The 22,534-nt window shown below is 69.1% G+C and carries 20 protein-coding genes and 1 pseudogene; 11 read left to right on the top strand and 10 right to left on the bottom strand.

The features are described from left to right. Nucleotides 1-734 precede the first annotated feature (734 nt). A pseudogene (locus V3328_RS26340) lies at nt 735-1,973 on the bottom strand (polyhydroxyalkanoate depolymerase); the annotation flags it as partial. A 114-nt stretch (nt 1,974-2,087) separates the two neighbouring features. Here V3328_RS26340 and V3328_RS26335 point away from each other — a divergent pair. The 3 genes from V3328_RS26335 (at nt 2,088) to V3328_RS26325 (ending at nt 5,432) form a co-directional block, all read left to right on the top strand. Beyond that, complete coding sequence (locus V3328_RS26335) at nt 2,088-2,741, top strand: glutathione S-transferase (RefSeq protein ID WP_340332722.1); 654 nt, start codon at nt 2,088-2,090, stop codon at nt 2,739-2,741. A gap of 103 nt (nt 2,742-2,844) precedes the next feature. Then, on the top strand, nt 2,845-4,512 hold the full coding sequence (locus V3328_RS26330; RefSeq protein WP_340332721.1) for an amidohydrolase: 1,668 nt from the start codon (nt 2,845-2,847) through the stop codon (nt 4,510-4,512). Between the two features lie 20 nt (nt 4,513-4,532). Beyond that, complete coding sequence (locus V3328_RS26325) at nt 4,533-5,432, top strand: substrate-binding domain-containing protein (protein ID WP_340332720.1); 900 nt, start codon at nt 4,533-4,535, stop codon at nt 5,430-5,432. On the opposite strand, the gene V3328_RS26320 is transcribed toward V3328_RS26325, so the two are convergent. The 6 genes from V3328_RS26320 to V3328_RS26295 form a co-directional block, all read right to left on the bottom strand. Then, nucleotides 5,429-6,232 carry a molybdate ABC transporter substrate-binding protein gene (locus tag V3328_RS26320; RefSeq protein ID WP_340332719.1) on the bottom strand — a complete coding sequence of 268 codons (804 nt, stop codon included), beginning with the start codon at nt 6,230-6,232 and terminating at the stop codon, nt 5,429-5,431. The two genes, V3328_RS26325 and V3328_RS26320, sit on opposite strands and share 4 nt — an antisense overlap. Beyond that, complete coding sequence (locus V3328_RS26315; protein WP_340332718.1) at nt 6,210-7,067, bottom strand: ABC transporter substrate-binding protein; 858 nt, start codon at nt 7,065-7,067, stop codon at nt 6,210-6,212. The genes V3328_RS26320 and V3328_RS26315 overlap by 23 nt, the downstream gene beginning before the upstream one ends. Before the next feature lie 23 nt (nt 7,068-7,090). Then, nucleotides 7,091-7,864, bottom strand: a complete 774-nt coding sequence (locus tag V3328_RS26310) for an ATP-binding cassette domain-containing protein (RefSeq protein ID WP_340332717.1) — start codon at nt 7,862-7,864, stop codon at nt 7,091-7,093. Then, nucleotides 7,857-8,564 carry an ABC transporter permease gene (locus V3328_RS26305; RefSeq protein ID WP_340332716.1) on the bottom strand — a complete coding sequence of 236 codons (708 nt, stop codon included), beginning with the start codon at nt 8,562-8,564 and terminating at the stop codon, nt 7,857-7,859. The genes V3328_RS26310 and V3328_RS26305 overlap by 8 nt, the downstream gene beginning before the upstream one ends. Before the next feature lie 124 nt (nt 8,565-8,688). Next, nucleotides 8,689-9,189: an A24 family peptidase gene (locus V3328_RS26300; protein WP_340332715.1), complete on the bottom strand. Its 501-nt coding sequence runs from the start codon at nt 9,187-9,189 to the stop codon at nt 8,689-8,691. Between the two features lie 47 nt (nt 9,190-9,236). Then, a complete protein-coding gene (locus tag V3328_RS26295) occupies nt 9,237-9,401 on the bottom strand; it encodes a Flp family type IVb pilin (RefSeq protein ID WP_340332714.1) in 165 nt (54 codons plus the stop codon). A 446-nt stretch (nt 9,402-9,847) separates the two neighbouring features. Between V3328_RS26295 and V3328_RS26290 the strand changes: the two genes are divergently transcribed. Beyond that, nucleotides 9,848-10,954 (top strand): hypothetical protein, encoded by a 1,107-nt coding sequence (locus tag V3328_RS26290; RefSeq protein WP_340332713.1) that lies wholly within the window; start codon nt 9,848-9,850, stop codon nt 10,952-10,954. 1 nt (nt 10,955) lies between these two features. Here the strand turns inward: V3328_RS26290 and V3328_RS26285 are convergent, their stop codons facing one another. Further along, complete coding sequence (locus V3328_RS26285) at nt 10,956-11,930, bottom strand: glycosyltransferase family 2 protein (RefSeq protein ID WP_340332712.1); 975 nt, start codon at nt 11,928-11,930, stop codon at nt 10,956-10,958. A 266-nt stretch (nt 11,931-12,196) separates the two neighbouring features. On the opposite strand from V3328_RS26285, the gene cysD reads away from it, so the two are divergent. The 7 genes from cysD (at nt 12,197) to V3328_RS26250 (ending at nt 21,063) form a co-directional block, all read left to right on the top strand. Then, nucleotides 12,197-12,991: a sulfate adenylyltransferase subunit CysD gene (gene cysD / locus V3328_RS26280; RefSeq protein ID WP_340332711.1), complete on the top strand. Its 795-nt coding sequence runs from the start codon at nt 12,197-12,199 to the stop codon at nt 12,989-12,991. 68 nt (nt 12,992-13,059) lie between these two features. Beyond that, nucleotides 13,060-14,970 carry an adenylyl-sulfate kinase gene (gene cysC / locus V3328_RS26275; protein WP_340332710.1) on the top strand — a complete coding sequence of 637 codons (1,911 nt, stop codon included), beginning with the start codon at nt 13,060-13,062 and terminating at the stop codon, nt 14,968-14,970. A 60-nt stretch (nt 14,971-15,030) separates the two neighbouring features. Beyond that, nucleotides 15,031-16,464 carry an MBOAT family O-acyltransferase gene (locus V3328_RS26270; protein WP_340332709.1) on the top strand — a complete coding sequence of 478 codons (1,434 nt, stop codon included), beginning with the start codon at nt 15,031-15,033 and terminating at the stop codon, nt 16,462-16,464. A gap of 10 nt (nt 16,465-16,474) precedes the next feature. Further along, nucleotides 16,475-17,749, top strand: a complete 1,275-nt coding sequence (locus tag V3328_RS26265) for an alginate O-acetyltransferase AlgX-related protein (protein ID WP_340332708.1) — start codon at nt 16,475-16,477, stop codon at nt 17,747-17,749. After that, the gene (gene rfbA / locus V3328_RS26260) at nt 17,746-18,621 is read left to right on the top strand and encodes a glucose-1-phosphate thymidylyltransferase RfbA (protein WP_340332707.1); all 876 of its coding nucleotides are present in this window, start codon (nt 17,746-17,748) and stop codon (nt 18,619-18,621) included. Before V3328_RS26265 ends, rfbA begins: the two co-directional genes overlap by 4 nt. 53 nt (nt 18,622-18,674) lie before the next feature. Continuing rightward, nucleotides 18,675-19,919, top strand: a complete 1,245-nt coding sequence (locus tag V3328_RS26255; protein WP_340332706.1) for a rhamnosyltransferase WsaF family glycosyltransferase — start codon at nt 18,675-18,677, stop codon at nt 19,917-19,919. Nucleotides 19,920-19,983: 64 nt separating this feature from the next. Further along, nucleotides 19,984-21,063: a hypothetical protein gene (locus V3328_RS26250; protein ID WP_340332705.1), complete on the top strand. Its 1,080-nt coding sequence runs from the start codon at nt 19,984-19,986 to the stop codon at nt 21,061-21,063. Here V3328_RS26250 and V3328_RS26245 read toward each other — a convergent pair. Then, nucleotides 21,060-21,995 (bottom strand): NAD-dependent epimerase/dehydratase family protein, encoded by a 936-nt coding sequence (locus V3328_RS26245; protein ID WP_340332704.1) that lies wholly within the window; start codon nt 21,993-21,995, stop codon nt 21,060-21,062. The genes V3328_RS26250 and V3328_RS26245 overlap by 4 nt on opposite strands. Next, the coding region (locus V3328_RS26240; protein ID WP_422732930.1) for a glycosyltransferase family 2 protein at nt 21,995-22,534 on the bottom strand (540 nt) is incomplete at its 5' end. The genes V3328_RS26245 and V3328_RS26240, both read right to left, overlap by 1 nt.

Here is a 22,534-nt window from a genome sequence, read left to right as displayed (position 1 = left end):
AGCCCGCCTTGCGCCACCCCCACCCCGACCCTCCCCCATCAAGGGGGAGGGGGAACTGGGGGCGATGCTGCGAATCCGGCCATGAACTCAGCAGCTGCAGCACGACCGGATCGAGATCCCGCGTCCTCTCCCTCCGGCACACACCTCCCTCCCCCTTGACGGGGGAGGGTCGGGGTGGGGGTGCGCCGGCCGCCGGCTCGATGCCGGCGGGCTGCGATGCGAGGGCGCAGACGGCGTGCGTGCTGACGCTCCAGCCGGCCGACGGGGTTGCAGGCCGCAGCGCCAGCGCTGCCCACGGCTACCGGCCTCGCGCGGTCGGAACTCGAAATGCTGCGCATTTCGGATGCGTTTGCCGGGAGGCGTGGGGGCTGGATCACGATACGGTCGTGCGGCAGGCGCGGGCGTCGGGGTCTGATACCGGCCACCGCCCACTGTTCCCCCTCCCCCTCGATGGGGGAGGGTCGGGGTGGGGGTGCGCGGGCCGCCGGCTCGATGCCGGCGGGCTGCGATGCGAGGGCGCCGACGGCGTGCGTGCTGACGCTCCAGCCGGCCGACGGGGTTGCAGGCCGCAGCGCCAGCGCTGCGCTCGGCTTCGGGCTTCGCACGTTCGTCCTTTCGAAAGCGACGCTTTCGATGGCGCCTCCGGCGCCACCGCTGCCCTCGGCTTTGGGCCTCGGGCGTTCGAAACTCGAAATGCTGCGCATTTCGTTCGCCTCCCGGCGAACCGTTTCCCACTCCATCGCCAGGATCATGTTGCGTACGACCGGATAGATCTCGCGCTCCCAGCGGCGGCCGCTGAAGACGCCGTAGTGGCCGACATTGGCCTGCAGGTGGTGGCGCTTGAGGTGGGGGCGCAGCGAGCGGCAGAGGTCGTGGGCGGCCGCCGTCTGGCCGAGCGCGCAGATGTCGTCGCGGCCGCCCTCGACGGTCAGCAGCGCGGTCTTGCGGATGGCGGCGGGATCGACGGGGCGGCCGCGCCAGGTGAAGTCGCCGGTGGCCAGTTCGGCGCGCTGGAAGACCCGGTCGATCGTCTCCAGGTAGAACTCCCCGGTCAGATCGAGGACGGCGAAATACTCGTCGTAGAAGGTCTTGATCCTCTCGGCCTCGGCCGTCTCGCCGGCGGCGATGTGGGCGTAGAGCCTGCGGTGGGCGGCGGTGTGGCGGTCCATGTTCATCGCCATGAAGGCGAACAGCTGGACGAAGCCTGGATAGACGCGCCGGCCGCCGCCGGCATAGCGGCGCGGCACGCTGGCGATGACGGTGCGCTCGAACCAGGACAGCGGCCGGCTGGTCGCCAGCTCATTGACCTGGGTCGGGCTCTCGCGGGTGTCGATCGGGCCGGCCATCAGCGTCATCGAGCGCGGCGTCGCGGGATGGTCGGCCTCCGACATCACGGCGACGGCGGCGAGCGCCTGGACGCAGGGCTGGCAGACGGCGAGCAGGTGGGCGCCGGGGCCGATCGCCTCGAGGAAGCCGATCAGGTAGGCGATGTAGTCGTCGATGCCGAAGGCGCCGGCCTCGGTCGGCACGTCGCGGGCGTTGACCCAGTCGGTGATGTAGACTTCGTGGTCGCGCAGCAGCGTCGCGACCGTGCCGCGCAGCAGCGTCGAGAAATGGCCGGACAGCGGCGCCACCACCAGCACCTTCGGCTGCCCGGTGTCGATGTCGCGGGCAAAGCGCAGCAGCTTGCCGAACGGCCGGTCGACGGTCACCTCGATCGTCACCGGCACGTCGCGATTGCCGACCCGCACCGTGTCGATGCCGAAGTCGGGCCGGGCGTGGCTCAGCTCGAAGCGCTCGACCAGCGCCATCGCCGCCGAATAGCGCCGTGCGGCGCCGGCGGCGCCACCGAAGGCCGGCCCGAAGGCAGGAAAGCGCGGCAGGTTCCATTCGGGCATCTCGCCGAACTGGCGGGCGAAGGCGCGCAGCGGCGCGATCAGGTCGTCCTGGAGCTGATAGGCCTGATAGAGCACGCGCCTTCCCCCCGCTGCCGTTGCCGCAATGCAAAAAAACTAGTGCCAATATTGCTGCATTGCGAGAAGATAATGATCCTGCAGAAGCGGACACCGAGGGGCGACCAGCAGCACATGACCCGCGCCACCCTGACGATATCCTCGAAGAACTACTCATCCTGGTCGCTGCGCGGCTGGCTCCTGTGCCGGATGGCCGGGCTCGATTTCGTCGAGGCGCCCGTCGACGTCGACGATCCCGACAGCCGCCAGGAGCTGCTGCTGCTGTCGCCGTCGGTGCTGGTGCCGCGGCTGACCCACGGCGAGGTGACGGTGTGGGACACGCTGGCGATCGGCGAGTACCTGGCCGAGATCGCCCCGGAAGCCGGCCTGCTGCCGGCCGACCGCGCCGTGCGGGCGCATTGCCGCGCGGTATCGGGCGAGATCCACTCGGGCTTCTACAACCTGCGCTCGGCCCTGCCGATGAACCTGAAGGCCCGCCACGAGAGCTTCAAGATATTCTCCGGCGCCCGGCCCGACGTCGAGCGGATCAAGGCGATCTGGACGGAATGCCTGCAGATGTACGGCGGCCCGTACCTGTTCGGCGAGCTGAGCATGGCCGACGCCATGTACGCCCCGGTCTGCACCCGCTTCCGCACCTACGCGGTCGATCTGGAGCCGGCGCTCGCTGCCTATTGCGAGACGATCTTCGCATGGCCGCTGATGCAGGAATGGACCGAGGGCGCGCTGGCGGAGCCCGACGAGATCATCGAACTCGAGGTCGAGTTCTAGATCGGCGGATCGCCCCACACACCCTGCCCCCCTGCCCAAATCCGCCGCGCCGGGCTATGAAGGCCGGGCAGATTCCGAAACGGCCGAACCCGCAGGAGCCTCGATGTCCGCCAAAGCCGACCTGATCGTCACCAATGGCCGGGTCATGACCGTCGACCCCGACGCGCCGCGCGCCGAGGCGGTGGCGATCGCCGGAAACGAGATCCTCGCCGTCGGCAGGCGCGACGAGATCGCCGGGCTTCGCACCGATGCGACCCGGATCGTCGATGCGGCCGGCGGCAGCGTCCTGCCGGGCTTCAACGACGCCCACGTGCACCTGTTCTCCGGCGCGGCCGAACTCGACCACCTGCAGCTTGCCGGCGTGCACGGCATGGACGCGCTGACGAAGGCGGTCCGCGCCTACGCGGAGGCGCGCCCGGACGAACCGCTGCTGCTCGCCCAGGGCGCCGACTACACGGTGCTGTCGGAAACCGAACGCCTGACCCGCCGGCATCTCGACGACATCCTGCCCGACCGGCCGTTCCTGATGTTCGCCGCCGACCACCACACCGCCTGGGCCAACACCGCGGCGCTGGGCAAGGCCGGCATCCTCGAGGGCCGCCGGCTCGGCGTCGGCAACGAGATCGTCATGGGGCCCGACGGCAAGGCGGCCGGCGAGCTGCGCGAGGGCGAGGCCTTCAATCCGGTGCTGGCGCTGGGGACCGCCGGCGGCCGGTTCCGGCTCGGGCTGGAGACAGGCGGCGAGCCGCATCCGGCGCCCACCGCCCGCGAGCGCGACTACGATCGCGACATCATGCGCCGGGGGCTCGCCCATTGCGCCAAGCACGGCGTCACCTCGGTCCAGAACATGGACGGCAACTTCTACCAGCTGGAGCTGCTCGACGAGATCGACCGGCAGGAAGGCCTGTCGCTGCGCGTGCGCGTGCCCTTCCATTTCAAGAACTTCATGGATGTCGGCATGCTCGACAGGGCCGAGCAGATGAACCGGCGCTACACCTCGGAGCGGCTGCGCTCGGGCTTCGTCAAGTTCTTCATGGACGGCGTTCTCGATTCGTGGACCGCCGTGATGCTCGACGACTATCCCGGCAGGCCGGGCTGGCGGGGCGAGCCGCTGTTCGAGCCGAAGCGCTTCGCCGAGCTGGCCACCGCGATCGACCGGCGCGGGCTGCAGATCGCCGTCCACGCCATCGGCGACGGGGCGGTGCGGATCGTGCTCGACGGCTACGCGGCGGCCGCGGCGGCCAACGGCCGGCGCGACTCGCGTCACCGCATCGAGCATATCGAGGTGGTCCATCCCGACGACATCCCCCGCTTCGCCGAACTCGGCGTCGGCGCCTCGATGCAGCCGATCCACGCGCCGGGAACCGGCTTCCCCATCGAACCGACCGCCACGGTCATCGGCCGTGGCAAGTGGCCGTACGCCTACGCCTGGCGGACGCTGCGGGAGGCAGGCGCGCCGATGATCTTCGCCACCGACTGGCCGGTCTCGCCGGTCGATCCGATGTCCTGCATCAAGGCGGCGGTGACCCGCAGGCGCTGGGCCGAGGGCGATCCCGACCAGCGCCAGAGCCTGGAGGAAGCGGTCGCCTCGTATACCCGCGACGGGGCCTGGATCGAGCGCATGGAAACCCGCAAGGGGCAGCTCAAGCCGGGCATGCTGGCCGACGTGGTGGTGCTGTCGGAGGATATCGAGGCGATCGATCCCGAAGGTCTCGATACCGTGCGCCCGGTGGCGACCGTCGCCGATGGCCGCGTCGTCTACGAGGGCTGATCCGGGACGGGTTCGAGAGCATGGCCGAGACGAACCTCTACCTGACGACGAAGGAGCTGGCGGACCTGCTGCGCGTCAAGGAGCGCAAGGTCTACGAGCTCGCCGCGGCCTCGGAGGTGCCGTTCACGCGCGTCACGGGCAAGCTGCTGTTTCCGCGCCACCTGATCGAGGCGTGGCTGGCAAGGCACACGGAGGTCTCCGGCGACCTCGTCTCGCTGCCCGATCCGCCGGCGGTCGCCGCAGGCAGCCACGATCCCCTGCTCGACTGGGCCCTGCGGGAATCGCGCTGCGGCATCGCCACCTTCTTCGATGGCTCGCTCGACGGCCTGGAGCGGTTCGGCCGGCGCGAGGCGCTGTTCTGCGGCATCCACATCGGCGAACCGTCGGCTGCGGCCGAAGGGCGCCAATGGAACGTGGGGCACGTGGCGCGCAGGTTTCCGGTGATGCCGGTGGCGCTGGTCGAATGGGCGTGGCGGGAGCGCGGCCTGGTCGTCGCCAACGGCAATCCGCTCGACATCCGCTCCGTCGCCGACGTGAAGGGCCGGCGCCTGGTGCCGCGCCAGGCGGAGGCGGGCGCGCAGCACCTGCTCCGGTCGCTTCTGGAGGACGAGGGACTGTCGGACGGCGAACTCGACCTGACGGCGGCGGCGCGCACCGAACACGACGTTGCGATCTCGGTCCTGAACGGCCGGGCGGACGCCGGGCTCGGCATCGCCTGCGTGGCGCGGGAGTACAGGCTGGGTTTCGTGCCGCTGATGCAGGAGCGGTTCGACCTGCTGGTGTGGCGGCGGAGCTGGTTTGAACCCGCGCTGCACACGCTGATCGCGTTCTGCCGGACACAGGCCTTCCGCGACAAGGCCGAGGAACTCGGCGGCTACGACGTGTCGGGATTCGGCACGGTGCACTACAACGGACCCTAGAGCTGGCCGAAGCCGTAGCTGCGCAGTATCTCCTGCCCCCTCATCGACAGAATGCATGCGGCGAGATCGGCCGCGTGGTCGGACGCGCCGTGCAGGACCGCGAGGCCGTACTCGGCGCCGACCGCCAGTGCGTCCGGAACCGCCACGATCGCCAGTCCCGGCGTGTCCGCCTGTGCCAGGCGGGCGTTGGTGCGATAGGTCAGGAACAGGTCGGCCCGGTTCCCGCCGATCACCCAGCCATACGGATTGCGGCCGTCCGGCGGCGCCGGGGAATCCGGTGCGCCGGTCAGTCGCAATGCCTTGGCGCGGAGGGCTGCGGCGGCACCCGGCCTCAGCGCGTCGGCCCTGTCGAACAGCGCCATGGCGTAGTCGCCGGAGGGATCCGCGCCGGGAGTGGAGATGGCCACCCGCACGGCCGGGTCGAGCATGGCGTCGAGCAGGCCGGCGCTGTCGACCGCAAGGCCGGGCCGGACGATGGCGCACAACCGGTTGCGGGCGAACGGGAAGACCTGCTCCGTTCGCCCCGCGTCGCGGAGCGCTGCGGGATGGGCCATGTTGGCGGAGGCGAAGACATCGGCGGCCTCGCCGCCTTCGATACGCTTTCGCAGCACACCGGACGGGCCGAACTCGGCCCGCACCGGAACGCCCGTCTCGGCCGTGAACGCCGCGGCGACCTCCCCGAGCGCTGCTTTCAGGCTGCCGGCGGCGAACAGGACGACCGGCCGGCCGGACGCGGTTGCGCGCGCACCTTTCGCCGGTTTCCTTCGGGATTCCCGGTCAGCCGGAGCTCTTGTCGGCATTCGGGAAGAACAGCTGCTGGCCGCCGACCTTGTAGTCCGCGATCGCCTTCTGTCCCTCCGGGCTCAGGATCCAGTCGACGAAGGCCTGGCCGAGGTGCGCCTTCACCGACGGGCACTTGTCGGGGCTGACCAGGATGACGCCGTACTGGTTGAACAGCCGGTCGTCGCCCTCCACGACGATTTCCAGATCGCCCTTGTTCTCGAAGGCGATCCAGGTTGCGCGATCGGTCAGTGCGTAGGCGTCCATGCCAGAGGCGATATTGAGGGTCGGCCCCATGCCCGAGCCGGTCTCGCGGTACCACGATCCGCTCGACGCCGCGGGATCGACGCCGGCGATCTCCCACAGGCGGAGTTCGGCCTTGTGGGTGCCGGAATCGTCGCCGCGCGAGGCGAACGGGGCTTCGGACCCGGAAATCGTCTTCAGCGCGGCAGCAACGTCCGTCTCGCCCCGGATGCCGGCCGGATCGGATTTCGGCCCGACGATCACGAAGTCGTTGTACATGACGTCGGCGCGCGAGACGCCGTAGCCGTCCGCCACGAACTGCTCCTCGGCCGGCCTGGCATGGACGAACAGCACATCGCCGTCGCAGTTCTGGGCGTTCTTGATCGCCTGGCCGGTGCCCACGGCGACGACGCGCACCTGGGTGCCGGTCTTTTCGGTGAACTTCGGCAGGAGGTCCTCGAACAGGCCCGAATTCTCGGTCGAGGTGGTCGACTGGACGATGATGAAGTCGTCCTGCGCGGCGGCAGGCGCGAGCGCGGTCGCGAGGGATGCGACGGCGAGGCCGGCGGCGACGAGCAGTCGGATTCCGGGACGTCTTCCGGTGTGGGTCATGTCTTCTCTCCTGAGCGCAGTATCTAGAGAACCAGTTTGCCGGACAGAAAATCCGCCGCCGGCGCGGAGACGGGGGCCTGGAAGAAGCGGAACGCGGCGCTGCGTTCGGCGACCCGGCCGCGATGCATGAAAACGATCTCGTCGGCGAGGCGGCGGGCCTGTCCGATGTCGTGGGTGACCATGACGATCTTGGTGCCCCGGTCGGCGGCCTCCCAGACGATGCGCTCGATCGCCGCGGTGGCCGCCGGGTCGAGGCTCGAGGTCGGCTCGTCGAGGAACAGGATCTCCGGGCGGGTGGCCAGCGCGCGGGCGAGCGCCAGGCGCTGCTGCTCGCCGCCGGACAGCACCCGGGCCGGCGCGTGGGCGAGGGCCTCCAGGTTGGCGAGCTCCAGCATGTCGGCGACCCTGGCGCGGCGCTCGGCCACCGGCAGTCGACGCACCTTCAGCGCGTAGGCGATGTTGGCGGACACCGAGCGGCGCAGCAGCACGGGATGCTGGAACACCATCGCCTGCCGGCGCAGGACGGCCGCATCGGCGGGCCTGCCGTTCCACAGGACGCGGCCGCCGCTCGGCCTGATCAATCCGTGCAGCAGCCTGAGCAGCAGGCTCTTGCCGGCGCCGTTCGGCCCCATGACGATCGTGCGGGTCCCCGGACCGAGATCGAGGTCGACGGCATCGACCAGCCGCCGGCCGCCGGCTTCGAAGCTCAAGGCCTCGGCGCGCAGGGGCAGGATGTCGCCGGCGGACGACGGCATCGCCGCCTGGGCGGGGCGGGAGATCGCCACCGGTTCAGGCACGGGCCGCCTCCAGCCGGTGGTCGCGCAGTGCCATCACCAGCGCGTTCACGCCGACGGCGAGCAGGATCAGGATGAAGCCGAGCGCCAGCGCCAGCGCCAGGTCGCCCTTCGATGTTTCCAGCGCGATCGCGGTCGTCATCACGCGGGTGACGTGGGCGATGTTGCCGCCGACGATGATGACCGCGCCGACCTCGGCGATGGCGCGGCCGAAGCCGGCCAGCATGGCGGTGGCAAGGCTCGCCCTGGCGTCCCAGAGCAGCGTGCCGACGGCGTCGTACCAGCCGACGCCGAGCGAGCGCAGCTGCTCGTCATACTCGCGGTGGAGGTCGTCCACGACCTGGCGGGTCAGCGCGGCGATGATCGGCGTCACCAGCACCGCCTGGGCGATGGTCATGGCTGTCGGCGTATAGAGCAGTTCCAGCACGCCGAGCGGCCCGGCCCGCGACAGCAGCAGGTAGACGAGCAGGCCGACCACCACCGGCGGCAGGCCCATCAGCGCATTGACCAGCACGATCAGCGCGCCGCGGCCCGGGAACCGGGTCACCGCCAGCACCGCCCCGAGCGGCAGGCCGACCAGCGCCGCGATCGCAACCGCGCTCAGGCTGACGCGCAGCGACAGCAGCACGATCTCGACGAGACCGGCATCGGCGGTCGCGATCAACCTGAAGGCAAGCCCGAAGGCTGCGGCGAAATCCTGCATGGCGCGGCATCATCCTCCGCCGCGAAACCTATTTGTCGATATGCGTTTCGTCTACATAATCCGATGGATTCGTAGCATTCCGACATATATTGCATGATTTCGCATGAGACGCCGGGGGCGATCCTCAGGCGAAGACGGCCATCCAGACGGTCTGCGGATAGACGACGAGGCCGGCGCCGGCGAGTGCGATGCCGTAGGGGATTCCCTGCCGGGCATCGTGCAGCCGCACGAGCCAGTCCATCCGGCCGAGCGCCGCCGGCAGGGGGACCCGGCGCGCGGCGAGCAGCGACATCGTCAGGATGCCGCCCAGCAGCGAGGCCCAGATGAGCAGGGGCAGCAGCGCCGGCCAGCCGACCCACAGGGCCGTGGCCGCGACGAGCTTGGCGTCGCCGCCGCCGATCCAGCCCATGCCGAACAGCGCGAACGCCAGCAAGAGCATCCCGGCGCCGGCGATCAGGTGGTGCCCGATCACCTCGACCGGCAGGCCGGCGGCAAGTGCGGCGACCGGGAACAGCGCCGCGAAGCCGAGCGTCAGCCGGTTCGGGATCTTCATGGCGAAGAGATCGCAGCAGGCGCCGAGCGCCATTGCCGCTGGAAAGACGAGAAGGAGCAGTGCGTCGATCATGCGTGCGTGCCGCCCCCGCGCATCAGCGCGCAAGGCGGCGGCGCTGCCTACTGGATGCCGGCCTTCACGGACTCCAAGCCGGTCGAGAGGGAATCGCCGAGCGTGCCGACGATCGCCACGATCGCCACGGAGATGCCCGCGGCGATCAGGCCGTACTCGATGGCGGTCGTGCCCGACTCGTCGCGGGCGAAGGTCTTGAGCAGGTTCTTCATCACGTGGCTCCTGGTCCCTGATCTTCCAGACATCCGGCTTCGATGCTTGCTTGATTGCTTGTTCGATCGAAACACACGGCGGACGCTACGGGCGCCCCGTTACGGACAGCTTAATCAATCGGAGTGAACAGGCAGATCTCGGCTCGAACTGCGCCAATGGTAAACAATTGCATACTCTGTTTCGCGGTCGCCCACGGCATGATCTTGCCGGTCTCGGCACGGTTAATTCCGGTTAAGTTTCAGGTTTACGTCCTTCATCAGGACCTATTCAGCGCTCACGGCCGGGAGTTCGAAGTTATAGTGCCGGCCGGTCGCCCTCCCTCGCAACCGGCCCGATGCCGGACCACCGAGCGGCCGCGCCGACGCACCGCCGTTCGTCGGGGATCGCATCTTCGGCGAGCATCGGCTATTCGTAGCCGGTAAACGTTGAAAGAGAGTTCGTCTCCTTGGACCGCTACTATGCAATCCTCGCGCGTTCCATCGCCGCGACCGGCCGCGATGACGTCGAGGCCCGCCAGGCCGTGTACGCCCATGTCCGCAGCGAGCTGGACCGCCTGATCGCGACCGCCGAGCCGAAGATGCCGGCCAGCGAGCAGATCGCCCACCAGTCCGCGCTGGAGCAGGCGATCGCGCGCACAGAGGAGGAGTTCGCCGCCCGCGGCGCCGAGGTCACGCCCCAGCACAGTGCGGCGCAGGCCGGCCGGGCCGCCCAGGCAGGCAATCCGGGCCCGAGCGGCGGGGTGAGCCAGACCGGCGGGGCGTCCAGGAGTGGCGCGGGCCGGCCGAGGGGAAAGACGGCTGCGGCCGGACCTGCCGCTCCGCGGGGCGGCTCGCGGTTTCCCGCCTTCCTGACCCGCGGCCGGCAGCAGCAGGCCGGGTCACCGAAGCCGACGCCGCAGCAGGATATCTGGGGGGACGAAGAGCCGGCCCGCAAAGGCGCCCGGGGTTTCCTGAAGAACCGCACCGCGATGGTCGCCGGCGCGGCGCTCGTCGCCCTGCTGGCCGTCCTCGTCGGCGCCTATCTGATCCTCGCCGGCCTGAACGCGCCGACCGTAGCCGGTTACGAGGCCGTCGCCAAGCGGCTCCAGGAAAAAGGCGCGGCGACGCTGTTCCTCGGGGCGGGAACAAGCCGGGTGCGCGGCGGCCGCGGCACCAGCGTGGAGTCGAGCGGCGGGATCTTCGGGCCCGGCGCGGTCCATATCTCGTCGAGGGCGAAAACGGCCGATCCGGACACCAAGGCGAAGGCCGCACGCGTCACCCTCTCGCCGGCGATCCGCGCGCAACTGGCCGGCAAGACGCTCGCCGTCACCATCGTGGCACGCGCGGCACCGGGCGATCCGAGTCCCAGGTTTGCCGCGGCGATCATCGACAGCAACAAGCAGACGACCGGCTGGCAGGAGTTCACCCCGGACGGCGAGTTCCGGCCCTACACGATCGAATACGCCTTCGAGGAACAGGGCGGCAAGAAGCCGCTGATCGCGATCTGGGCGGACGTCGAGGGCAAGGGGCGCGCCATCGAGGTCAACGAGATCAGCCTTCGCACGGCCGAATAGACTACCGGATGTACCCGAGCAGGGTCTCGTCGGGAACGAGGCCGGCGGCACGGGCGCGCGCGGCTTCCTCGCCGATTTCCGCCGACATGCGCCCCGCGTCCCTGGTCCCCGACCACCACGGGCCGAGCGCCCGCGGGGACCGGAGCGCCAGATAGACTGGCAGCAGCAGTTCGAACGCGCGCCAGCGCAGGCCGAGCCGGCGTCGCATGCCGGGCGACACGTTCTTCATCCAGATCAGGCGCCGGTTGCGGAACAGCCGTCGCTGATAGTCCGGTGCCTTGTCGAGGAAGCCGGACGCGCCGGCGGCCGACGCGGAGCCGACATGCCAGGCCCGCGCCGACGGGCAGAACAGCGCCTTCCAGCCGCGATGCTGCATGCGAAACCAGAGGTCCAGGTCCTCGTAGCCGGTGCCGAAGCGCTCGTCGTACCAGTAGCCATGCACCGCGTGCAGGTCGTCCAGCATCGCCCGGCGCATCAGCGGCATCGAGCCCGAGACCCCGAACGCATAGGTATCCTCGTCCCGCCGGACCCAGCGGCCGCGCAGTTCCCGGGTCAGGAAGAAGGCACCGGCGCTCGGCCGAGGGATGTCGGTGCGCTCGCCGTCGACCCAGGCATATTCGGCGCCGCCCACGACGCCGATCTCCGGATCCCGATCGCCCCGGGCCACAACGGTCGCCACATAGTCCGGCGGCAGCCAGACGTCGTTGCCGAGCGGCATCACCCATTCACCGGCCGCCTCGGCGATCCCCGCATTCATTCCGGCGGCGAAACCGACGTTGCGCGGCAGCCGGACGAGCCGGTCGGGCTCGCCTTCGGCCAGGCACAGCTCGAGCGAGCCGTCTTCCGAGGCGTTGTCGACGAGGATCACCTCCACGTCCGCCCCCGTCTGGGCCCGCGCGGCGCGATAGCATTCGACGACGCGGGTCCCGCCGTTCCAGTTCAGCAGCACAATGGTAACGCGAGGAGGGGAAGCCATGAAAATCTATGCTCGTCGAAGCCCGTTTGACCGACACGATTTTGCTGCAGCGCACAAAGGCCTTTTCTCCGCGGACCGGCTTCGCTATAAGGCCGCCCATTGAGTCTGCGCCCGATCCGCACAGCACGGTTTTCCTAAGGGGCAATCCGAGATAAAGAAACCGGCCGCTTGGCGATACCGGTTTTTATGATCGCTCAGGACCGTTACAAACCCTGTACGCAACGACCCGGCGCCGTCCGGTTCGGCCCGATACAAGAAGAGACCCCATGAACCATCTCGACGAGCTCGAAGCCCAGAGCATCTATATCTTCCGGGAAGCCTTCAACCGCATCGACAACATCGCGATGCTGTGGAGCCTCGGGAAGGACTCCAACGTGATGCTGTGGCTGGCCCGCAAGGCATTCTTCGGCCACGTGCCGTTTCCCGTTATGCATGTCGACACGGGCAAGAAGTTCAAGGAGATGTACGAGTTCCGCGACCGCTATGCCAGCGAGTGGAAACTGAACTTCATCCGGGAGGAGTGCCCGCCGGTCGACCAGACCGACGAGACCCTGCCGCCGGCAGCCCGCTCCGCCGCGCGCAAGACGCTCGGCCTGAAGGCCGCCATCGAGAAGCACAAGTTCAACGCCCTGTTCGCCGGGATCCGGCGCGACGAGGAGGCGCTGCGCGCCAAGGAGCGCGTGTTCAGCCCGCGCGGCGAGACCGGCCAGTGGGACTACCGCGACCAGCCGCCGGAGTTCTGGGACCAGTACAAGACCGATTTCCCGCCCGGCGTCCACATCCGCGTGCATCCGCTGCTGCACTGGACCGAAATCGACATCTGGCGGTATTCGGCGCGCGAAGGCATTCCGCTGATCTCGCTGTATTTCTCCAAGAACGGCAAGCGCTACCGGTCGCTGGGCGACGAGGACATCACCTTCCCCGTCGACTCCGACGCGACGACCGTCGAGGAGATCATCGAGGAACTGATGACGACCAAGGTCTCCGAACGGTCCGGGCGCGCCATGGATCACGAGGCCGAGGATTCCTTCGAGCGCCTGCGCGCCGAAGGCTACATGTAGTCCTCGCAGCCGCTTCCTTCCGTCCGAAGATCAACGCCCCCACAGAAACAATGTCCGAAAGCTCCGTCATGAACGCTGGTCCCATCCCCGACAACGCAGCAGCCCAACGCGCCTCGTTGCGGCAACTGCTCCGAATCGTCATCGTCGGCCATGTCGACCACGGCAAGTCGACCCTGGTCGGCCGCCTGTTCCACGACACCGGCTCACTGCCGGAGGGCAAGTTCGAGGCGATCAAGAAGATGTGCGAGCGGCGCGGCATGCCGTTCGAATGGGCGTTCCTGATGGACGCCATGCAGGCAGAGCGCGACCAGGGCATCACGATCGACACCGCGCAGATCTGGTTCAAGACCGAGAAGCGCGACTACACGATCATCGACGCGCCGGGCCACAAGGAGTTCCTCAAGAACATGATCACCGGCGCGGCGCAGGCCGACGCCGCGGTGCTGGTGATCGACGCCACCGAAGGCGTCCAGGAGCAGTCGCGCCGGCACGGCTACCTCCTGCACCTGCTCGGCGTCCGCCAGATCGCGGTTGCGGTGAACAAGATGGACGCGGTCGGCTACCGCGAGGACGTGTTTGCCGAGATCGAGACCGAATATCGCGCCTATCTGTCGTCGATCGGCGTGACGCCGACCTACGTGGTGCCGGTTTCGGCCCGTGAAGGCGACAATATCGCCAATCGCTCGACCAGCATGGACTGGTACGACGGGCCGACCGTGGTCGGGTCGCTGGATTCCTTCCAGCTGCCGACCGCCCACCTCGACCGGCCGCTGCGGCTGCCCGTCCAGGACGTCTACAAGTTCGATACCCGGCGCATCATTGCCGGCCGCATCGAGTCCGGCCGCCTGCATGTCGGCGACGAGCTGATCTTCTCGCCGTCGAACAAGACGGCGCGGGTGAAGTCGATCGAGGTCTGGCCGGAGCCGTCGAATGCCGACGGCCAGCCGAATACCGTCAGCGCCGGCCAGTGCATCGGCATTACGCTCGACGAGCAGATCTTCGTCGAGCGCGGCGACATCGCCTCCCACCTGAAGAACCCGCCGGTCGAGACGGAGGTGTTCAGGGCCCGGATCTTCTGGCTCGGGCGCAATGCGCTCGAGAAGGGCAAGACCTACAAGATGAAACTTGCCACCGCGGACGCGCGGGTGACGGTGCAGGAGATCGAGCATGTGCTCGACACCACCGACCTGTCGTCGTCGACCACCACCAAGGTGGAACGGAACCAGGTCGGCGAGGTGGTGTTGCGGTCGCGCCGGCTGCTGCCGCTCGACGAGCATACCCGCAACGGCCGCACCGGCCGCTTCGTGCTGATCGACGGCTACGACATCGCCGGCGGCGGCATCATCTCGATGGAAGGCTATGCCGACCAGCGCCAGCTCTACACCCAGCGCTCGCAGAACATCACCCGGGTCGAGCACGGCGTGCCGACCGAGGACCGCGAGCGCCAGAACGGCCACAAGGGCGGCGTGCTGTGGTTCACCGGCCTCTCGGGCGCCGGCAAGTCGACGCTGGCCACCAAGCTCGAGCGGGCGCTGTTCGACCGCGGCTACCAGACCTACGTGCTGGACGGCGACAACATCCGCTTCGGCCTGAACGCCAACCTGGGCTTCTCGCCGGAAGACCGGGCGGAGAACATCCGCCGTGTCGGCGAGGTTGCCGGCCTGTTCTCCCGCGCCGGGGTGCTGGCGATCACCGCTTTCATCTCGCCCTATCAGTCGGACCGCGAACGCGCGCGCGCCGCGGCCGGCGACATGTTCCACGAGATCTACATCAAGGCGGACCTGGAGACGTGCGAACAGCGCGATCCCAAGGGGCTCTACGCCAAGGCCCGGTCCGGCGAGATCAAGGAGTTCACCGGCATCTCGGCGCCCTACGAGGCGCCCGATTCGGCCGAACTCATCGTCGACACCAGCAAGCTTTCGGTCGAGCAGGCCCTCGAGGAGCTGCTGACCTACGTGGAGAAGACCTTCCGCAAATAGACCGCGACGGACGGCGGCGGCGCCACCCCGCCCCGCCGGCCGGCTTCCGGGGCGACGCCCATGGTCTTCGCGTCGATCGAGTTCCTGTTCTTCTTCCTGCCGGTCTCGATCGGCCTTTACTTCCTCGTCCCCGCCGCCGCCCGCAACGCGGTGCTGCTCGCGGCGAGCTTCGTGTTCTACCTGTGGGGATCGGGCGCGCTCGTCGTCATCCTCGCAGGCTCGGTCCTCGTCAACTTCGCGTTCGGGGCACTCGTCGCCCGGGCGCGCGCCTCGGGCAGCCGAGGCCTTATGCGCCTTGCCATCGCCGGCGCCGTGACGGCCAACCTGGCGGTCCTCGGCTACTTCAAATACGCCAATTTCATCGTGCTGCAGTTCAACCAGGTCGGCACGATGGCCGGCCTGGGGACGATCGCCTGGGACGGCGTGATCCTGCCGATCGGCATATCCTTCTTCACGTTCCAGGCGATGTCCTACGTCTTCGACGTCGCGCGTGGGGCGGCGAAGCCGGTGCGGAGCCTGTTCGACTTCGCCCTCTACGTGTCGATGTTCCCGCAGCTCGTTGCCGGGCCGATCGTACGCTATGCCGACATCGCCGGAGACCTCGTGGTCCGGCAGACGCGGTTCGACGATTTCGTCGAGGGCGCGCAACGCTTCGCGCTCGGCCTCGTCAAGAAGGTGGTGGTGGCGGACTCCGTGGCACCGATCGCCGACGCGGCCTTCGCGGCGACGGGCGGCGACCTGACCTTCGCGACCGCATGGCTGGGGCTGGTCGCCTATACGATCCAGATCTATTTCGACTTCTCCGGCTATTCGGACATGGCGATCGGGCTCGGGCGCATTCTCGGCTTCCGCTTTCCGGAGAATTTCGACCGGCCCTACTCCGCGCACTCGATCACCGAGTTCTGGCGGCGCTGGCACATCAGCCTGTCGACCTGGTTTCGCGATTACCTCTATGTCCCGCTCGGCGGCAACCGCGACGGGCCGCTGCGCACCTACGCCAATCTCTGGATCGTGTTCCTGGTGACCGGCCTGTGGCACGGCGCCAACTGGACCTTCATCCTGTGGGGCGCCTGGCACGGGGTTCTGCTGGCGGCCGAACGCGCCAGCGGCTGGCGCGACAAGCGCTTCACGGCGCCGGCCGCCGTCGTCGCGGCGCGCGCGCTGACCCTGCTGCTGGTGATGGGCGGCTGGGTGCTGTTCCGCTCGCCGGACCTTGCCGCCGCGGGCGCCTACTACGCGGCCCTCGCCTCCCCCGATCTCGACGGACTGCCGGACGCCGTCGCCCGTGTCGCCGGCAACCGGGCCCTGTTCGTCCTGGCGCTGGCGTCGGTGGTGTTCGTCCTGCCGCGCGCGTTCAGGATGCCCGACCTGATGCTCGGCGACGGACCGGCATCGATGGCCGCGCGCGCCACGGTGCTCGGCATCGGCTATCCTTACGCGCTGGTGCTGATCGTCGCGGGATCGTTCACCGCGTTCATCTACTTCCAGTTCTAGTGGTCCGACCATGCGCCTCTGGGAAAAGATCCTGATCGCCGCCGTCACGGCCGGGCCGCTCGTCGCGGTCCTGGCGGGATCGCCGCTGCTGGGGCCCGACACCGGCGATCTCAACCGCGACCCGCTGCCGTTTCCGGACCTGGCGGCGGCCGATGCGCTGGACGCGGCGACCTACGGCGAGGTCGGCGCGTGGCTGCGCGACCGGGTGCCATTGCGGCGGCAGGTCCGCGCCATCGACACGAGGATCGACCGCGGCCTGTTCGGCGACATCGACGACGCGATGATCCTGCAGGGCCGCGACGGCTGGCTGTACTTCGAGCCGGCGATCGCCAACGGACTCGCCCCCGGCTTCGAGCCGGAAGCGGTGCGCGAGGGCATCCTGGGGCTGAAGTCGCAGGTCGAGGCGGCCGGCAAGACCTTCCTGTTCGCCTTCGCGCCGCACAAGCCGACCGTCTATCCGCAGTATCTGAGCGAGCGCGACGCCCGGCGCCAGGACCGGGTGCGCGCGCGTCTCGACGAATTCCGCGAGCTGATGCGCCGCGAGCCGGTCGGCGGCTTCATCGACGCCTGGAGCGACCTGGAAGCGGCCGCCCGAACGGCGCCGGAACCGCTCTACTATCCCAGGGACACCCACTGGACCCCGCTCGGCGCCGTCGCCCTGACCAGGCGGATCGTGGCGACGCTCGATCCGGGCCTCGACACGGCGCTCGAAGCCAGCCGCGGCAAACCGCGCAAGTACGTTCCGGACCTGGCCAGATACGCCGGTCTCGACACGACCGAGACGATCCGGCCGTGGAGCTTCCGGCGACCCGGGATCCGGGTGCAGAAGGCCGGGGTCGAGAAAGGCGCCAAGACCGCCGCCTACCAGTACCGCGCCCGCCGCAAGGGCAGGTCCGACGCCACGCTGCTGCCGAAGATCGCGGTGATCTGCGATTCCTACGGCACGTCGATGCGGCCCTCGCTCAGTCAGTACTTCGCGACGACCACCTTCATCCACGTCCAGTCCGGCCTCACGGCGCTGGCGACGAAGGCGATCGCCGAGGCCGACATTGTGCTGTTCGTGCGGGTCGAGCGGTTCCTCTGGCAGACGACCGCCGACATGCCCTTCGCGGCAGACAGCGCCGAGGTGCTGGAGCTCCTGTCGACGCTGCGGCCGGGCCGGCGGCCGGCGAGATCATCCGGTTTGACCCCGCCCCGAGGACCGGCTAGAGCAAGCGCTGCGGTCACGCGAGCGACGACCAGTCCCCCATCCCCGCAGCTCCCGGAACGTGAGGAATCGCTATGAAAGGCATCATCCTGGCGGGCGGCAGCGGCACGCGACTGCACCCCCTGACCATCGCCTCCAGCAAGCAGCTGCTGCCGGTCTACGACAAGCCGATGATCTACTATCCGCTGTCGGTGCTGATGCTGGCGGGAATCCGCGACATCCTGATTATCTCGACGCCCGAGCACCTGCCGCTCTATCGGACGCTGCTCGGCACCGGCGCCGACTGGGGCATGAACTTCGCCTACGCGGTGCAGCCGCGCCCGGAGGGGCTCGCGCAGGCCTTCATCATCGGCGCCGACTTCATCGGCTCGGACCGCTGCGCGCTGATCCTCGGCGACAACATCTTCTACGGCCACGGCCTGCAGGAGCAGCTCGAGTCGGCGGGCTCCCGGGAAGCCGGCGCGACCGTGTTCGCCTATCAGGTGGTCGATCCCGAGCGCTACGGCGTGGTCGCCTTCGATGCCGACGGCAGGGCGCTGTCGATCGAGGAGAAGCCGGAGGTTCCGAAGTCGGACTGGGCCGTGACGGGCCTTTATTTCTACGACAACGACGTCGTCACGATCGCCCGCGACGTGAAGCCGTCGGCGCGCGGCGAACTCGAGATCACCACCGTCAACCAGGCCTATCTCGACGCCGGAAAACTGCGGGTCGAACGGCTTGGGCGCGGCTATGCCTGGCTCGATACCGGCACCCACGACGCCCTGCACGAGGCCGCCTCCTACATCCAGACCGTCGAGCGGCGCCAGGGCCTGAAGATCGCCTGTCCCGAGGAGATCGCCTATCTGAAGGGCTTCATCGGGCGCGACCAGCTGACCGCCGCCGGCGAGCGGCTGGCCAAGACCGAGTATGGCAAGTATCTGTTGCGGCTCGCCGCCCGCGCATCGCACTGACGCCTGCGACACCGATACCGGGACGCGCCGCCCGCGCCCGACCGAGGACCCCAATGCTGTCGAAGCTCCGCAACGCCCCCACCTACGTCCGCAAGTACGGACTGAGCGCGGCGCTGCGGCGGTCGGTCGCCGAAGTGGTCGGCTCGCCGCCGCCGGGGCACCGGGGCGTGGTGGTGGAGTTCTACGACGCGATCTTCGGCCACGAGACCGGGACCGGGGATCCTGAGGCAGCCGCGGCGCCGGCCGACTCGGTGACCTGGGTGATCCCCAACTTCTCGCCGAATTCCGGCGGCCACATCAACATCCTGCGCATGGTCTACGGGCTGGAGAAGCTCGGCTTCACCAACCAGACCGTCGTCGTCCAGGAGCCGCACCACTGGCCGTCGGCGGACGCCGCCCTGCAGGCGATCCGGCAGCACTTCTTTCCGCTGCAGCACCTGAAGGTCGTGCTCGGCTGCGACGCCATCCCGCCGAGCCGTTTCCTGGTGGCCACCGGCTGGCAGACCGCCTACTGGGTGGCGAAGAACCGCGACGCCGCCCACAGGATCTATTTCGTCCAGGATTTCGAGCCGGATTTCTACGCCACCGGGGCCGAGCACATCTTCGCCGAGGACACCTATCGTCTGGGCATGTTCGGCATGACGGCGGGCGACTGGCTGAAGGAGAAGCTCGCCCGCGACTACGGCATGCCGACCGCCGCCTTCTCGTTCTCGTTCGATCGGGAGACCTACTACCGGGTGCCGAAGCGGCCAAAGGCGAAGAAGCAGGTGTTCTTCTATGCCCGCCCGAGCACGCCGCGCCGGGCCTTCGAGATGGGCATCATGGCGCTTCGCGACGTCTGCGCGGCGCGCGACGACGTCGAGGTGGTGCTGGCCGGCTGGAACCTGCGCGACTACCACATCCCGTTCCCGCACGTCGACGCCAAGCAGTTGCCGGTCTCCAGGCTCGCCGATCTCTACAGCCAGTGCGACGCCGGCCTGGTGCTGTCGCTGACCAACCTTTCGCTGCTGCCGCTCGAGATGATGGCCTGCGGCTGCCCGGTGGTGATCAACCGCGGCCCGAACAACGACTGGCTGGTCGGCGACGACGTTGCGGCCAAGTGCGACCTGACCATCGCTTCGATCGCGCAGACGGTGCTCAAAACGCTGGAGGGCGGCAGGCCGGTCGAGACGATGGTCGAAAGGGCGCTCGATTTCGCCAACCGGACGACCTGGGACGACCAGGCGCGCAAGATGGCCGATACGCTGAAAGCGATCGATCGGTCCGCCGCGCCGGCTTCCCGCAGCGCCGCAGGCTGAGGACAGCATGCGATTCCGGCGGGCCCTGGGACGATTGCGCCGCGGTCTCGGCGGCAAATCGGCGTTGAGCGTGAACGCCGTCTCCAACCCCGCCTATTCCTCGACCGTGCTCGACGCCGGCACCGGGCGGCGCACCGTGCTCGGCACGGGGCGCAAGGGCGCCTGCGCCGTGCTGCGCCCGACGAGGCTCGCCCCCGGCGCACCGCGCACGGCAGTGGTGCTCGGGATCGCGCGCGGCGGCACCTCGATGGTCGCCGGCACCCTGCGCGGCCTCGGCGTCAACATGGGCGACGACCTCGGCTTCAACCACGAGGACGCCCGCGTCCAGCAGATCGTCAACCGCCAGGAATTCGACACCTTTGCCGGGATCGCGAAGGCGCGCGATGCCGAGCACGGCCTGTGGGGCTTCAAGTTCCCCGAGGCGTCGACGGTGATGGACAGGTTCCACCCGAGCCTGCGCAACCCGCACTACCTGTTCGTCCTGCGCCATCCGCTCGCGCGCGGCCAGAGCGCGGTGAAGCGCACCGGCGGCGACCTCGGCGCCTCCGTCGTCGACGCGTTGAAAAGCTACGAGGGGATCTTCGCCTTCCTGGACGGCATCGACGCGCCGGTGCTGCTGGTCAACTACGAGCAGGCGACCGAGGATCGCGAGATCGCGGCAGCCGAGATCGCCGCCTTCCTCGGCATCGAGGCGACCCCGGAGCGGATCGGCCGGGCGGCGTCGATGATCACCGGGCAAGGCGACGGCTACGTCAACTTGCCCGAGCACGCCTTCTATGCGGCCGAATGCGCGGCAGGAGACGCGGGGGGAGAGCTGGCGGTCCCGCCGGGCAGTCTCGGCGCCGGCGAGATCGGCTATGCGGCCGGCCGGGCCTCGGTCTGGGCCGCGCCGGAGGGCGGCTTCCCGTCCGCCTTCGTGCTTGCCTTCGCGCTCGACGACGGCCGGCCCCGGGCGGGCGACGCCGTGCGGCTCTACTACGACTACGAGGGCAGCTTCCACGCCGGCCACCGGCTGCTGGTCGAGGTCGCCTCGACGACGCCGGCCTTCCGCATCGAGGCCGCATCCGGATTGAAGCGCATCGCGATCGTGCCGATGAACGAGAAATCGCGGGCGACGTCGGTGCGCTTCGGCACGGCGGGTTAGGCCTGCCGCTTCCGCGCCCAGGCGACGGTGCGGCGCAGCCCCTCTTCCCACGACGTCTCCGGCGTCCAGCCAAGTGCCCGTTCGGCAAGCGAGATGTCCAGCACGCTGCGCGGCACGTCGACGGCGCGGCCTTCCCGGCGCACGACCTCCAGCGGGGCACCGAGCGCGTCGCCGAGCGAGGCGACGACGTCGTTGAGCGAGCGTCCCTCGCCGCTGCCGACGTTGATCACCTTTTCGGGTCCGGCGTGTCCGATCGCCAGCAGGATCGCCTGCACGACGTCCTCGACGAAGACGTAGTCGCGGACCGTCTCGCCGTCGCCCCAGAGTTCCACCGGCTCGCCCCTGAGGCCACGCTCCAGGAAGGCGGCGACGACGCCCTGCTGGCCGCGCAGCCGCTGGTAGGGGCCGTAGCAGTTGGCAACCCGCAGGGTGACGGAGTCGAGCCCGTGCAGGCGGCCGAACAGGCCCAGATACTTCTCGATCGCAAGCCGCGTGATGCCGTAGGAACTGATCGGATCGGTCGGTGCGGCCTCGGGGATCGGAACGGTCTCGGGAACCCCGTAGACCGTGCCGCCGGAGGACAGGTAGACCACCTTCCCGACGCCGGCGGACACGCATTCCTCCAGCAGTCCGATGCTGGCGAGCACGTTGCCGGCGACGTCGGCCGCCATGTCCGCATTCGAGGAGGCCGGCGTGGTCGTGCTGACGAGATGGACCACGGCATCGGCTCCGTCGATGGCGCGGGAGACGGCGTCGCGGTCCGACAGGGTGCCCTGAATCCAGTCGATACCTTCAAGGGCGTCCGGGAAGCCGCGGCTTCGGCCGAAGGCGCGCGTCGCGACGCCGTCCGCGGCGAGGCGCCGGCATAGGTTGGTGCCGATGAAGCCGCCGCCGCCGACAACGGTGACGCGTCTGGGCGCTGCGCCCCCCATCAGGCGCTGGCCACGGGCAGGCTGCGCTGCAGCCGCTTGTCGCGAGACAGCCGCAGGCGCAGGGCGCCCGGCAGCCGGTGGCCGTGGCTGCCCGCCATCTGGCCGCCGACCTGGGCGATTCCCCGGGCAACCTGCCCGCAGGTTGCGGCAAGGCCGATGCCGTTCTTCCGGGCAAAGCCGATGTCGCGCCTGACGTGCCAGCCGATTGCGCGGGCGGCCTTCGACGGGGTGCCGCACAGCGAATAGCCGAACAGCACGCGGAAGGCGTTCGATTCATCGAAGGCGCGCTGGAACCGCTCCAGAGGGCCGTAGTCGTGCGAGTGACGAACCACCGCGTCGTCGGCATAGGCCTTGGCGTAGCCCGCCTCGATCACCCGATGGGCCCAGATCTGGTCCTCGGCGAACTCGACGTCGGGATAGGGGATCTTTTCCCAGACGCTGCGCCTGAGGCAGGAATTGTTGTCCGAATAGAAATGCAGGAACTGGCGCCAGCCAGGATCGCTTTCGTAGCGCACCGGATCGGTGTCGCGCGACACCAC

Origin of the sequence: Microbaculum marinum, assembly GCF_037855135.1 — a bacterium.
Classification (GTDB): domain Bacteria; phylum Pseudomonadota; class Alphaproteobacteria; order Rhizobiales; family Tepidamorphaceae; genus Microbaculum; species Microbaculum marinum.
The sequence above is the reverse complement of the archived record's forward strand: the minus strand, read 5'-3'. Positions and strand labels throughout refer to the sequence as shown.